The organism is Streptomyces sp. NPDC046557, assembly GCF_040645975.1.
GTDB lineage: Bacteria > Actinomycetota > Actinomycetes > Streptomycetales > Streptomycetaceae > Streptomyces.
The window spans coordinates 248154-261226 of the sequence record NZ_JBEYZH010000002.1; the positions used below are offsets into that span (position 1 = coordinate 248154).

General features: G+C 70.3%; 11 protein-coding genes and 1 riboswitch. Of the genes, 3 read left to right on the forward strand and 8 right to left on the reverse strand.

The window, feature by feature from the left end:
* Nucleotides 1-79: 79 nt before the first annotated feature.
* From ABZ934_RS06350 to ABZ934_RS06385, 8 genes are all read right to left on the reverse strand, one after another.
* Nucleotides 80-1132: a dipeptide ABC transporter ATP-binding protein gene (locus tag ABZ934_RS06350; RefSeq protein ID WP_361310250.1), complete on the reverse strand. Its 1053-nt coding sequence runs from the start codon at nucleotides 1130-1132 to the stop codon at nucleotides 80-82.
* A gap of 5 nt (nucleotides 1133-1137) precedes the next feature.
* Nucleotides 1138-2214 (reverse strand): ABC transporter ATP-binding protein, encoded by a 1077-nt coding sequence (locus ABZ934_RS06355; RefSeq protein ID WP_361310253.1) that lies wholly within the window; start codon nucleotides 2212-2214, stop codon nucleotides 1138-1140.
* Nucleotides 2215-2243: 29 nt separating this feature from the next.
* Nucleotides 2244-3245, reverse strand: a complete 1002-nt coding sequence (locus ABZ934_RS06360) for an ABC transporter permease (RefSeq protein ID WP_361309146.1) — start codon at nucleotides 3243-3245, stop codon at nucleotides 2244-2246.
* Nucleotides 3246-3454: 209 nt separating this feature from the next.
* Nucleotides 3455-5212 carry an ABC transporter substrate-binding protein gene (locus tag ABZ934_RS06365; RefSeq protein WP_361309147.1) on the reverse strand — a complete coding sequence of 586 codons (1758 nt, stop codon included), beginning with the start codon at nucleotides 5210-5212 and terminating at the stop codon, nucleotides 3455-3457.
* A 41-nt stretch (nucleotides 5213-5253) separates the two neighbouring features.
* Complete coding sequence (locus ABZ934_RS06370) at nucleotides 5254-6246, reverse strand: ABC transporter permease (RefSeq protein WP_361309150.1); 993 nt, start codon at nucleotides 6244-6246, stop codon at nucleotides 5254-5256.
* A gap of 553 nt (nucleotides 6247-6799) precedes the next feature.
* Entirely contained in the window at nucleotides 6800-7540 is a 741-nt protein-coding gene (locus ABZ934_RS06375) for an enhanced serine sensitivity protein SseB C-terminal domain-containing protein (RefSeq protein ID WP_351384798.1), read from the reverse strand.
* A 59-nt stretch (nucleotides 7541-7599) separates the two neighbouring features.
* Nucleotides 7600-8334, reverse strand: coding sequence for an enhanced serine sensitivity protein SseB C-terminal domain-containing protein (locus ABZ934_RS06380; RefSeq protein WP_361309153.1), 735 nt, complete (start codon nucleotides 8332-8334; stop codon nucleotides 7600-7602).
* A 520-nt stretch (nucleotides 8335-8854) separates the two neighbouring features.
* Nucleotides 8855-9433, reverse strand: coding sequence for an ABC transporter ATP-binding protein (locus ABZ934_RS06385; protein WP_361310256.1), 579 nt, complete (start codon nucleotides 9431-9433; stop codon nucleotides 8855-8857).
* 275 nt (nucleotides 9434-9708) lie between these two features.
* A riboswitch (glycine riboswitch) is annotated at nucleotides 9709-9812 on the forward strand.
* Between the two features lie 161 nt (nucleotides 9813-9973).
* Between ABZ934_RS06385 and gcvT the strand changes: the two genes are divergently transcribed.
* The 3 genes from gcvT (at nucleotide 9974) to glyA (ending at nucleotide 12869) form a co-directional block, all read left to right on the forward strand.
* Nucleotides 9974-11089 carry a glycine cleavage system aminomethyltransferase GcvT gene (gcvT, locus tag ABZ934_RS06390; protein ID WP_361309156.1) on the forward strand — a complete coding sequence of 372 codons (1116 nt, stop codon included), beginning with the start codon at nucleotides 9974-9976 and terminating at the stop codon, nucleotides 11087-11089.
* 123 nt (nucleotides 11090-11212) lie between these two features.
* On the forward strand, nucleotides 11213-11596 hold the full coding sequence (gene gcvH / locus ABZ934_RS06395) for a glycine cleavage system protein GcvH (RefSeq protein ID WP_361309159.1): 384 nt from the start codon (nucleotides 11213-11215) through the stop codon (nucleotides 11594-11596).
* Between the two features lie 16 nt (nucleotides 11597-11612).
* Nucleotides 11613-12869: a serine hydroxymethyltransferase gene (gene glyA / locus ABZ934_RS06400; RefSeq protein WP_361309161.1), complete on the forward strand. Its 1257-nt coding sequence runs from the start codon at nucleotides 11613-11615 to the stop codon at nucleotides 12867-12869.
* The last annotated feature ends 204 nt before the right edge of the window (nucleotides 12870-13073 follow it).

Consider the following 13073-nt stretch of genomic DNA (forward strand, 5'->3'; position numbering starts at 1 on the left):
GGCCCGCCCACCGCCCCGACCCCGGCCGCCACGCATGGGCGGCGGGGGGACGGGGGGCGGGGGGCGGGGCGGGGGCCCGCTATACGGTGGGCGTCTCCACCGCTTCCGCCGCGCCCGGCAGGGCCTTGTCGCCCGGGGCCTGGTCGGGGGCGTTCTCCGGGTGGTGGCAGGCGACCTGGTGCCCGGTCTTGAGGGCGACCAGCGGCGGTTCCTGCGTCGTGCAGAGCTCCGTCGCCTTCCAGCAGCGGGTGTGGAAACGGCAGCCGCTCGGCGGCGAGATGGGCGAGGGCACGTCGCCCTTGAGCAGGATGCGGCCGCTCTTGGCGCCCCGCCGCCTCGGGTCCGGCACCGGTACGGCCGACATCAGCGCGTTCGTGTACGGGTGCATCGGCGCCTGGTACAGCGAGTTGCGGTCCGCCAGCTCCACGATCTTACCGAGGTACATCACCGCGATCCGGTCGGAGACGTGGCGGATGACCGACAGGTCGTGCGCGATGATCACGTAGGTTAGGCCGAGTTCCTCCTGGAGGTCGTCCAGCAGGTTCACCACCTGGGCCTGGATCGACACGTCCAGCGCCGACACCGGCTCGTCCGCGACGACCAGCTTGGGCTTGAGGGCCAGCGCCCTGGCGATGCCGATGCGCTGGCGCTGGCCGCCGGAGAACTCGTGCGGGTAGCGGTTGTAGTGCTCGGGGTTGAGGCCCACCAGCGACAGCAGCCGCTGGACCTCCGCCTTGACGCCGCCCTCGGGGGTGACCTTCTGGAGCTTGAACGGCGCTCCGACGATCGTGCCGACCGTGTGGCGGGGGTTCAGCGAGCCGTACGGGTCCTGGAAGATCATCTGTACGTCGCGGCGCAGCGGTCGCATGCCGACCACACCGAGGTGCGTGATGTCCTTGCCCTCGAACTCGACCTTCCCCGCGCTCGGTTCCAGCAGGCGCGTGATCAGTCGGCCCATCGTGGACTTGCCGCAGCCGGACTCGCCGACGATGCCGAGGGTCTCACCCCGGCGGACGTCGAAGTCGATGCCGTCGACGGCCTTGACCGCTCCGGCCTGGCGGCGCAGCAGCCCCTTGTTGATGGGGAAGTGCTTGACCAGCCCGGTCACCTTGAGGAGCGGCTCCTCGTTCATGTCGCTCACAGCTTCGGCGCAATCTCTTCGGTCCAGATCCGGGTCCGCTCCTCCTGCGACATGTGGCAGGCGGACCAGTGCCGGGTGTCGTCCTGGGTCAGCTCGGGGCGCTGGGTGCGGGTGATGCCGCCCTTGGGCACGTCGGCGTAGGGGCACCGGGGGTTGAAGGCGCAGCCGCTCGGGATGTTGATGAGGCTGGGCGGGGAGCCCTTGACCGGGATCAGGCGCTCGGTCTGGTCGCGGTCGATGCGCGGCATCGAGCCCAGCAGGCCCCAGGTGTAGGGGTGGCGGGGGCCGTAGAAGACCTTCTCGGCGGTGCCGCGCTCGACGCACCGGCCGCCGTACATCACGAGGATGTCGTCGGCCATCTCGGCGACCACGCCGAGGTCGTGCGTGATCATGATGACGGCGGAGCCGAACTCCTTCTGGAGGTCGCGGATCAGATCCAGGATCTGTGCCTGGACGGTGACGTCCAGGGCGGTCGTGGGCTCGTCGGCTATGAGCAGTTCGGGGTTGTTGACCAGCGCCATCGCGATCATCGCACGCTGGCGCATGCCGCCGGAGAACTCGTGGGGGTACGCGTCCACGCGCCGGTGGGGCTCCGGGATGCCGACGCGGTCGAGCATCTCGACGGCCCGGGTGCGGGCCGACTTCTTGTCGACGTCGTTGTGGGTCCGGTACGCCTCGACGATCTGCTTGCCGACGGAGTAGTACGGGTGCATCGCGGACAGCGGGTCCTGGAAGACCATCGCCATCTTGCGACCGCGGAGCTTGCGGACGTGATCGGCGTCGGCCCGGACGAGGTCCTCGCCGTCGAGCACGACCTCGCCGGAGATGTGCGGGCGGCTGCGGGCCTGACCGGTGCGGTGCAGGCCCATGATGGCCAGCGAGGTGACCGACTTGCCGGAGCCGGACTCGCCGACGATGCCGAGCGTCTTGCCGCGTTCCAGGTCGAAGGAGAGCCCGTCGACGGACTTGACGAGCCCGTCGTCGGTCGGGAAGTGGACCCGGAGGTCGCGTACGGACAGGAAGGACGTCGCCGAGGCCCGGGAGTCGGGCGTCGCCTGCTCGGGTACGAACAGGGGGCCGGCGGAGGTGGAGGGGTTGTCGGTCACGTCAGCCTCACGCGCGGGTCGATGACGGCGTACAGCAGGTCCACGACCAGATTGGCCAGGACCACGAACAGCGCGGCGAGCAGCGTCACACCCATGATGACGGGAAGGTCGCCCTGGCTGATGGCGGCGACGGCCGCCGTTCCCAGGCCCTGGAAGTTGAAGGTCGTCTCGGTGAGCACCGCGCCGCCGAGGAGGCCGCCGAGGTCGAGGCCGAACATGGTGACGATCGGGGTCAGAGTGGAACGCAGGGCGTGCTTGCGGATGACGACGCCCTCGGTGAGGCCCTTGGCGCGGGCCGTGCGGATGTAGTCCTCGCCGAGGACCTCCAGCATGGTGGCGCGGGTGATGCGGGCGTAGGTGGCGGCGAAGAGGAAGGCCAGGGTGACCCAGGGCAGGATCAGGCTGTTGAGCCAGGCCAATGGATCTTCGGTCAGCGGTTTGTAGTTGGACACGTCCAACCAGCCGAGGCCGTAGACGAAGATCGCGGGGGCCACCATGCCGGTGAAGAAGATCGGCAGGGACACGCCCGCGAGCGCTCCGATCATCACGGTCCGGTCGATGGCGGTCCTGCGTTTGAGCGCGGAGACCACTCCGGTGGCCACACCGGCGATCACCCAGATCACGGCCGCGCCGAGGGCGAGCGAGAGGGTGACCGGCATGCGGTCGAGCATGGTCTCCCAGACGGGGGCCTCGCTCTTGAAGGAGTAGCCGAAACACGGTGCCGCGCAGTGCGTGACCTCGGTGCCGGCGTCGTAGTCGCGGCCGACGAAGATGCCCTTGAGGAACACCCAGTACTGCTCGGAGATGGGCTTGTCGAAGCCCATCTTCACGCGGATGCCCGCCAGGGCGGTCGGGTTGGTCTCGCGGCCGGCGTACATGAGCGCGGGATCGCTGCCGGTCAGTTTCGGGACCGCGAAGAAGATGCCGAAGGTGACCACGGAGACCACCAGCAGCGTGGCGGCGACGTTGAACAGCCGCCGTATGAGGTAGACGAGCACTGCAGTCGGCCGCCCGGGGCGGGCGGTCGCCGCCCCTCGTGGGGACGACGACCGCCGCCTGCGGCCTTCACCTGCCCTTCGGACTAGCGCACGTGCGGTGAAGGCACTTACTTACGTACTTGCTGACCTGCTGGTGTCCGGCGGCCGCCTCGCGGGGCGCCGGACGGTCGGGCGACTGGGCGCCGACTACTGGCTGCCGTGCCCGCGGGCTACTTGGCGACGCCGACGACCGCGAGGTCGATCTTGCCCATCGAGTCGTTGAAGTAGACGTTCGTCAGACGCGGGTTGTGGTAGACGAGCGCCTTGTCGAAGTTGATGGGCAGGTAGAGCGCCTTCTCCATGATCTTCTTGTTGATGTCGGTGTAGAACGGCGCGGCGGCGTCCGGCGTGGGGGCGGCGGCGGCCTTGTCGAACAGCCCGTTGACCTCGGGGTCGTCGAGCATCGTGTAGTTGTTGTTGCCGGTCTGGGCGATGAACGAACCGTCGACCAGCGGCTGGAGGAAGCCCGCGCCGGAGTTGTAGTCGGCGCCCCAGCCCATGACGATGATTCCGTAGTTCTTCTTCTTCACGTTCTCGGGCGAACCGATGGTGGAGGAGGAGAGCTTGCCGTCGTACTGGTCGATCGTCGCCTTGATGCCGACCTTGGCGAGCGCGGCCTGGAGGGACTCGGCGGACTTGACCTCGGGGGCCTTGTTGTTGCGGACCGCGATGGTGGTCTCGAACCCGTCGGGCTTGCCGCACGCCTTGAGGGCGGCCTTCGCCTTGTCCTCCTGCGGCTTGCCGGCGGTCAGGTTCCACGGGTCGTAGGACTTGTCGGCGCCGGGGACACCGGGCGGCAGCATGTTCGCGCCGAGGTCACCGCTGGTCGGGCCGCCGCGGGCGTTCTGCAGCGACTTCGGGTCGGCCGCGTAGATGACGGCCTTGCGGCACTCGACGTTGTCGAACGGCGCGACCGTCTGCGGGAAGGCGAAGTAGCGGATGTAGCCCGTGAACGGGTTGTCCGCGTTCTTCTTGAGGTTCGCGTCCTTGAGGATCTTGTTCTTCGCGGCCTGCTGGACACCGGTGCCGTCGACGGCGAGGTCGATGTCGCCGGAGAGCAGGCGCTGGTCCATGTCGTCCGGGTTGGTGGTGACCGTGAAGGTGACCTTGTCCGGCAGACCCTTGCGGATCGTGTCGGTCTTCGGGTCCCAGTTCTCGTTGCGGACGAAGGTCGCGCCCTTGCCGGAGGCGAAGCTCTCGACCTTGTACGGGCCCGTGGAGACCGGCTTGTTGGTGTAGGTGGCACCCGTGTCCTTGCCCGCCGGGACGGGCGAGGAGGACGGCATGGCCAGCAGGTACTTGAAGTCGGAGTTCGCGCTCGCCAGGTTGAAGACGATCGTGCGGTCGTCCGGCGTCGAGACGGACTTCAGACCCATCTTGTCGGCGTCGGTGTCCTTGTAGGGACCCGGGTACTTCTGGCCCTGGTCGAGCTGGTCGATCAGGTAGGTCGGACCCCCGGCCAGCACGTCCTGCGCGAAGACGCGCTCGATGCCGTACTTGAAGTCCTTCGCGGTGATCGGCGTGCCGTCCTCGAACTTCACGCCGTCCTTGATCTTGACGGTGTACGTCTTACCGTCGTTGCTCAGGACGGGCTCGCCCTCGGCGAGGTCCGGGACCAGCTTGGTGCCCGCGGCGCCCGGCTTGCTGTCGTACGCGTAGAGCTGGCGTATGAACAGGCGCTGCATGTTCCACACGAAGCCGTAGTAGGCACGCGCCGGGTCGAGGAAGTCGACGTCCTGGGGGGACCAGAGCTTGAGCTCGCCGCCCTTGGCGTCGGAGGCGTTCACGACACCGGCGGCAGCACCGCTGTAGCCCTTGTCGCCCTTGTCGCCCTCCGCCTTCTTGGTGTCATCGCCACCGCACGCGGCGGTCAGCGACAGGGCGGCGATCACGGCGGTGATCGCGAGTGCCTGCTTTCTGCGGATCACGGTTGTCCAACCTCCAGAAGTGGGTGAATCGGTAGAGCGGTTCAGCTGCCCTTGGGGTCGAGTGCGTCACGCAGCCCGTCCCCGAAGAGGTTGAACGCCAGGACGGTGATGAAGATCGTGATACCGGGAACCACCATGTACATGGGGTCGTCCTGGTAGATGGGGATGGCGTCGGACAGCATCTTTCCCCAGGAGGCGGTGGGCGGCTTGACGCCGGCGCCGAGGAAGCTGAGGGCCGCTTCCGTCAGGATGTTGGTCGGGATGATCAGCGTCGAGTAGACGAGGATCGGCGCGACCAGGTTGGGGAGCAGTTCCTTGATCAGGATGTAGCCGCGGCCGGCGCCGAGGCTGCGTGCCGCCTCCACGTACTCGCGCTCGCGCAGGGACATCGTCTGGCCTCGGACGATGCGACCGATGTACGGCCAGCCGAAGAAGCCGATGACGAGGATGAGCACCGCCATGCGGACGCTCGAACCCTCCATCCCCAGCAGGCTGTTGGGCACCACGGAGACGAGCGCGATGGTGAACAGCAACTGCGGGAAGGCCAGCAGCAGGTCCATCAGGCGGCTGATGAGGCCGTCGACCCAGCCGCCGAGGAAGCCGGCGAGCGCGCCCAACAGGCTGCCGATGACGACCGAGACGAAGGCCGCGAGGAAGGCGACGATCAGGGAGATGCGGGCGCCGTAGACGATCCGGCTGAAAACGTCGCGTCCGTTGGTGGGTTCGACGCCCAGCAGGAAGTCGGAACTCACACCGCCGAAGGAACCGATCGGCGTGCCGAGGTCGGGATCGATCATGTCCTCGTGGAACTCGTTGGGCGGGTGGCCCAGCAGGCTCACGATCTGCGGTGCGAAGACGGCCACCAGGATCAGGAGGATCACGACTACGCCGCCGGTCAGCGCGACCTTGTCGCGCTTGAGCCGCATCCAGGCGATGCGGCCGGGCGAGCGGCCTTCGATGGCCTTGGCAGGGACGTCGGCTACGGACACGGGTGCGGGCGTCTCCGCGCTCGTGTCGTGCAGTGGTGCCGTCATCGTGGTGGGGACCCCTCTCGGCCGACGGGTGTGCCGGCCCATGCCCGCCGCTGTGGCGGCGTTGGTGCGGAGTGGCGCTCGGAGTGCGTGGGACACGCTGAACGCGTGTGAAGTGCAGGAAGTGCGGGAAATGCTGCGGGAACCGCGGCGCGGGACCACGGGTGCGGAACACGTGCCGAGCCGCGTTCGGGAGGACTGAGCGGCTCTTGGGTGGGGAGTCTTCATCGGGCGCTCGACCAGCCGCCAGACCCGCAGTTGAATGGATGCGCAACCGTGATCTGACGCCCCGATTCCCGTTATCCGGACTGCACTCACACCTCAGCGGAGCAAGACCGTCCGTTCGGTACGCAACCGGACATCCGACCCAACTCGCATGAGGGGAGTGCTTTTCAGGCTCACAACGGCGGCGAAATCCGGACAAGACGAAGGCCGCCGGGAACCGTGGGTCCCGGCGGCCTCGCGATGGCTCGTTATCGCCGTCTCAAAACATGGGCGGGCTTCCGGAGGAACGAATTCCGGCACCCGGGGCCCGGGCGAGGTGCCCGGGCGGGGGTCAGTACGAGGGTGCCTGGCCCTCACGGTCGTAGAACGGACGGGTCTGCGACCGCAGCCACATCGCCACCGGATCGTGCTCGTCCGCGAGCGCGACGGTGCACACCGGAACCCCTTCCGGAACCGCCCCGACCGACTGCCGCATCATCTCCCGTACGGATTCCAGCGCGGGCGCGGAGGCGTCGTACAGGTCCAGCCCCACCGCCAGGTACGCCGAGCCCAGCGACGGCTGCACCCAGGCGCGGCGGAGCGAGCGGACGGCGGGCGTCCGGTGCGCGTGCTGGGTGAGCAGCCCGTAGAACTGCGGGAGCTCCAGCGCCGGCTCCGACAGCCGCAGCGGACCGGCCGGCATCCGGTCGAGGCCGGTGGCGATCCGGCGCAGGTCCGCCCAGGGGAGGCCGAGGCCGCCGCCCTGGGCATGGGGGTTGAGCCACAGGCCCCAGCGGTCCGGGTACAGGGCCCGGGCGATGTCCCGGCCGGTGACCACCTCGTAGCCGCGGTTCCATCCGCTGGCGGCCAGCTCCTGCGGGGAGGTCACGCAGGGCGCGTAGCCCAGGCCGTCGACCTCCATGCCGCCGTACTGGGCGTCCGGGGATCCCGGCTGCCCCTGCCAGAGCAGCATCCACAGGCGACCCTCGGCGAGGGCGTGCAGGAGCGACTCGTAGCTCTCATAGCGCCCGGGAGTCACCTGGCGCAGCATGTGCTCGACCTGTCCGGCCGCGGCCGTGCCTGACGCACTCACCCGGTACCCCTCTTCGTCCGCCCGTCATCCACGCGTATCGGCCCCCAGCTTAAGCGGCCCTAGGGCAGGTAGAAGGGGCGTACGCGCTCACGGATGTAGTCGACCACCGGGTCCTGGGCGGCGTCGAGGAGGATCAACTGCACCGGCCAGGGCGGCGGTACGCGGGTCAGCGCCCGGCCGAGGGCCTCCAGCGGGGCGTTCCGGGACTCGGGATCCCATCCCGTCAATCGGACACCGATGTAGAGCTGGGGCGCCCCGCCCTCGACGCTGGCGAGGCAGCGGTGGGCGGCGGCGACCACGCCGATGGCGCGGAACTCCTCGGTGGCGGCGGTGAGGAAGTCCACCGGGTCGTCCTGCCAGTCGGGCTCGTAGAGCCGGACGCGGCCGCCGGTGGCGGGGCCGTCGAGTGGGGTACGGCCGGTGCGGCAGAGTTCCGCGACGGCGGGCGGGGGGAGCGGGACGCCGACGGCGCCCTCGGGGTTGAGGGCGATGCCGAGCTGCGGCGGCAGGCCGCGGGCGAACTCGACGGCGGGGGCGACGGCGAAGTCCATGGCGGTGCCGACGCAGACGCGGAACTGGGCCTCGGAGCTGTAGACGGGGACGTACGCCGCGCCGCCGATGAGCATGGTCGGCAGGTTGAGGGCGGTGTGCTCGGGGCCGCCGCCTGTAGGCAGCGGCACCCAGACCGGGCTGCGGCCGAGCACCTCCAGGATCCGGGCGCCGGCGTCCGCCTGCCCCAGGGCCGCGCCGAGCACGTGTTCCAGCTCGTTGTCGGGCCACCCGCCGCCGTGCATCTGCCGCCTCCGCCTGTCGCTCCGCGTTGTCCCGCCGACCCTATTCCGTCGCCCCCGTCCCCCGGGCCCCGGGTCGCCTCCCGGCCGGGGCCGCCCCGGCGCGAACCCGGCTCCGCCGGCGTTTGAGTGGGGGTCCCCTCAGTGGGGGTCCCCCCGGAACGGAGTCTGGGGGAGGGTCCGGGCAGAGCCCGGTGCCCGGCGGAGCCGGGTTTCCTGGGGCTCCGCCCAAGACCCCGCGCCTCAAACGCCGGCGAGGCTGGGTGTGCCGGCCCTGCGCGGAAACAGCGGGAAGGCCGGGATGTGCCGGCCCGGCGCTGAAAGCGGGCGGGGGCGACAGTGCGGACCGCTTGCCGCGAGCGGCGGCGGGGCCGGATTGTCCGGCGGGGCCGGGAGTCGCCCCGCGCCCCGGGCCCCGCGGGGCTGAGGCGCCGGGCCGACCAGGGACCGCGCCGGGCACGCGTGGGCGCGGGGCGACCCCGGCCCGCCGCCCCACCCCGCCCGATACGGGGCGCCGGCCCGGTCAGGGGAACGTGATGCCGGTGAGCGCGGCAGCGGAGGGGCGGTCGAGGAGGGTGACCGAGGCGCAGCCGGCCGGGGGGCGGCCCGCTTCCGCGGCGCGGATCAGGCGGGTCACCGCCGCCCGGTGGCGGGCGAAGGCGTACGCCGACACCCGCCGCCCCCGCTCCGCCTGCCCCGCCAATGCCTCCCCCGCGGTCGCGTCCAACAGCAGCAGGTGCAACGCCCGGCCCCGCCGCCGCGCCGCCGCCGCCAGGAGCCGCCGTACCCACGCCTGGCTCCCGCAGTCGTGCACCACCACCGAAGCCCCCGAGCGCACCACCCGCCACAGTCCCCAGTAGTGCGCCGCCCGAACCACCGGCCGGTACACGGCGTACGGGACCGCCCCCGGCACGCGCCGCTCCCACCGCTCCCGCGTGTCCTGCGAGTCGATCGCGACGACCCCCGCGACCCGTCTGATCAGCGTGCTCTTGCCGCCGCCGGGCAGGCCGGACACCACCACGATGTCCCCCGCGGCGAACCCGAGCCGTCGCGGCCCCCGCGCCCCCGACCCCCGCAGGTCGCGGACCCGCCCCGGCCGCACCGACGCCGGTGGCCGCCGCTGCGCCGGGACCCCGTCGAGCGTCCCCGTCAAAGCCGGCAATCCGAACCTCCGCACAGCGATCGCCTCCCCCGCACACTGAATGTAAAGAGACGGTAATCCGGCCCCCCCGGTTCCACCCCGCCCGCAAGCCCCGCTCGCGCCGGCCCGCTCAAGCCCCGGTCGGGTCCGCACGGACTTTCGGGGCCGCCCGCCCGCTCCCGCCCACCTCGTGCAATGATGTGCGCCATCTGGACACCAACTGCATACCGGCCGCTTGAATCCGCGCGGGAGAGTCCCGGCACGCCGTGAGGTCGTGCCCGGGCGCCGAAGGAGCAAGTTCCTCCCTTGAATCTCTCAGGCCCCGTACCGCGTGGATGAGGCAGATCTGAAAAGCGGGCTGTTCGACAGCTCCACCCAAGGTGCAAGCCGACGACGCGTCCCGCCCGGTGCGGGAACTCTCGGCGAACCTCTCAGGTTCCGATGACAGATGGGGAGGATCGTCCTCGTCATGTCATGCCCTGGGACCCGGGAGCCACACCCATGAGCACTGCCCCCCGCCTGACCGCGCTCGACGCGCTGCACCGCTCGCTCGGTGCGACCATGACCGACTTCGCGGGCTGGGACATGCCGCTGCGCTACGCCAGTGAGCGCGACGAGCACACCGCCGTGCGCACGAAGGCCGGTCTCTTCGACCTGTCCCACATGGGCGAGATCACCCTGACCGGCCCCGAGGCCGTCAAGGCGCTGGACTACGCGCTGGTCGGCAACATCTCCACCGTGGGTGTCGGCCGCGCCCGTTACACGCACATCTGCCAGGAGGACGGCGGCATCCTCGACGACCTGATCGTCTACCGCCTCGGCGAGAGCGAGTACATGGTCGTCGCGAACGCCTCCAACGCCCAGGTCGTCCTGGATGCCCTGACCGAGCGCGCCGCCGGCTTCGACACCGAGGTCCGCGACGACCGGGACGCGTACGCGCTGATCGCCGTCCAGGGCCCCGAGTCCCCCGGCATCCTGGCCTCCCTCACCGACGCCGACCTCGACGGGCTCAAGTACTACGCGGGCCTGCCCGGCACGGTCGCCGGCGTCCCCGCGCTGATCGCGCGTACGGGCTACACCGGCGAGGACGGCTTCGAGCTGTTCGTCTCCCCCGAGCACGCCGTGGAGCTGTGGCAGGCGCTGACGAAGGCCGGCGAGGGCGTCGGCCTGGTCCCGGCCGGGCTGTCCTGCCGCGACACGCTGCGCCTGGAGGCCGGCATGCCGCTGTACGGGCACGAGCTGACCACCTCCCTCACCCCGTTCGACGCCGGTCTGGGTCGGGTCGTGAAGTTCGAGAAGGAGGTCGACTTCGTCGGTCGCCGGGCGCTGGAGGAGGCCGCCGAGCGCGCCGCCACGAATCCGCCGCGCAAGCTGGTCGGCCTGATCGCCGAGGGGCGCCGGGTCCCGCGCGCCGGTTTCCCGGTGGTCGCCGACGGCAAGGTCATCGGCGAGGTCACCTCCGGCGCCCCGTCGCCGACGCTGGGCAAGCCGATCGCGATGGCGTACGTGGACGCGGCGCACGCCGCGCCCGGTACCTCCGGCGTCGGCGTGGACATTCGCGGTACGCATGAGCCGTACGAGGTCGTGGCCCTGCCCTTCTACAAGCGGCAGAAGTAGTTCCGCACCGACCCCGTACCGCGTCACCGCCGCACGGAGCCCCGTACGGCGGCCGTACGGCGCTGTCCCAGTACCCGAGACCACCGTTCGTATCCACTCCCCCGCATCCAGGAGAATCAGGTCATGAGCAACCCCCAGCAGCTGCGTTTCAGCAAGGAGCACGAGTGGCTGTCGAACGCCGAGGACGGCGTCTCGACGGTCGGCATCACGGAGTTCGCGGCCAACGCGCTCGGTGACGTCGTCTACGCCCAGCTCCCCGAGGTCGGCGACACGGTGACCGCGGGCGAGACCTGCGGCGAGCTGGAGTCGACCAAGTCGGTCAGCGACCTGTACTCCCCCGTCACCGGTGAGGTCGTCGAGGCCAACCAGGACGTCGTCGACGACCCGTCGCTGGTGAACTCGGCCCCGTTCGAGGGTGGCTGGCTCTTCAAGGTGCGCGTCACGGAGGACCCGACCGACCTGCTGTCCGCCGACGACTACGCCGCGTTCACCCACTCCGACAACTGACCCCCGGGGACTCCTGATGTCCGTACTGAACACCCCTCTCCACGAACTCGACCCCGACGTCGCCGCCGCCGTCGACGCCGAGCTCGTGCGCCAGCAGTCGACCCTGGAAATGATCGCGTCGGAGAACTTCGCTCCGGTCGCCGTCATGGAGGCCCAGGGTTCGGTCCTGACCAACAAGTACGCCGAGGGCTACCCCGGCCGCCGCTACTACGGCGGCTGTGAGCACGTCGACGTCGTCGAGCAGATCGCGATCGACCGGATCAAGGCGCTCTTCGGCGCCGAGGCCGCGAACGTGCAGCCGCACTCCGGTGCCCAGGCGAACGCCGCCGCGATGTTCGCGCTGCTCAAGCCGGGCGACACGATCATGGGCCTGAACCTGGCCCACGGCGGTCACCTGACCCACGGCATGAAGATCAACTTCTCCGGCAAGCTCTACAACGTGGTCCCGTACCACGTCGACGAGACCGGCCGGGTCGACATGGCCGAGGTCGAGCGCCTCGCCAAGGAGTCCAAGCCGCAGCTGATCGTCGCCGGCTGGTCCGCGTACCCGCGTCAGCTCGACTTCGCCGCCTTCCGCCGCATCGCGGACGAGGTCGGCGCGTACCTGATGGTCGACATGGCGCACTTCGCGGGCCTGGTCGCCGCGGGGCTGCACCCGAACCCGGTCCCGCACGCCCACGTCGTCACCACCACCACGCACAAGACCCTCGGCGGTCCGCGCGGCGGTGTCATCCTGTCGACTCAGGAACTGGCGAAGAAGATCAACTCCGCGGTCTTCCCCGGTCAGCAGGGCGGCCCGCTGGAGCACGTGATCGCCGCCAAGGCCGTCTCCTTCAAGGTCGCCGCGTCGCCCGAGTTCAAGGAGCGCCAGGAGCGCACCCTGGAGGGCGCGAAGATCCTCGCAGCGCGCCTGGTGCAGGACGACGTCAAGGCCGTGGGCGTGGACGTCCTGACCGGGGGCACCGACGTGCACCTGGTCCTGGTGGACCTGCGCAACTCGGAGCTGGACGGTCAGCAGGCCGAGGACCGCCTCCACGAGGTCGGCATCACGGTCAACCGCAACGCCATCCCGAACGACCCGCGGCCTCCGATGGTCACCTCGGGTCTGCGGATCGGTACGCCGGCCCTGGCCACCCGCGGTTTCGACGCCGAGGCGTTCACCGAGGTCGCCGAGATCATCGCGCAGGCGCTCAAGCCGGCGTACGACAGCGAGTCCCTGAAGGCGCGCGTCTCCGCGCTCGCGGCGAAGTTCCCGCTGTACCCGACGCTCTGACGCGGCCGGGCGGGGCCCGGTGCCTGTTCCCACAGGCCCGGGCCCCTTTTCACGCCTGATCGCGCCGCCCGGGCGAACGGGACGTGTGAGCCGACACACACACGCGCTTCCTGTTGTGGCCCTTCCGGGCAGGGGGTCGTTCGCCTCGTCGCGTTAAGCTCGACTGTCGGACAAAATCCGAACAAACCTCCCTGATCGCCTCCC

Bases quoted from the DNA above. Each gene is read 5' to 3' on its own strand.
- ABZ934_RS06380 (WP_361309153.1), bottom strand. From the start codon at position 8,334: ATGCACGGCGGCGGGTGGCCCGACAACGAGCTGGAACACGTGCTCGGC.
- gcvT (WP_361309156.1), top strand. From the start codon at position 9,974: ATGAGCACTGCCCCCCGCCTGACCGCGCTCGACGCGCTGCACCGCTCG.
- glyA (WP_361309161.1), top strand. From the start codon at position 11,613: ATGTCCGTACTGAACACCCCTCTCCACGAACTCGACCCCGACGTCGCC.
- gcvH (WP_361309159.1), top strand. From the start codon at position 11,213: ATGAGCAACCCCCAGCAGCTGCGTTTCAGCAAGGAGCACGAGTGGCTG.
- ABZ934_RS06370 (WP_361309150.1), bottom strand. From the start codon at position 6,246: ATGACGGCACCACTGCACGACACGAGCGCGGAGACGCCCGCACCCGTG.
- ABZ934_RS06350 (WP_361310250.1), bottom strand. From the start codon at position 1,132: ATGAACGAGGAGCCGCTCCTCAAGGTGACCGGGCTGGTCAAGCACTTC.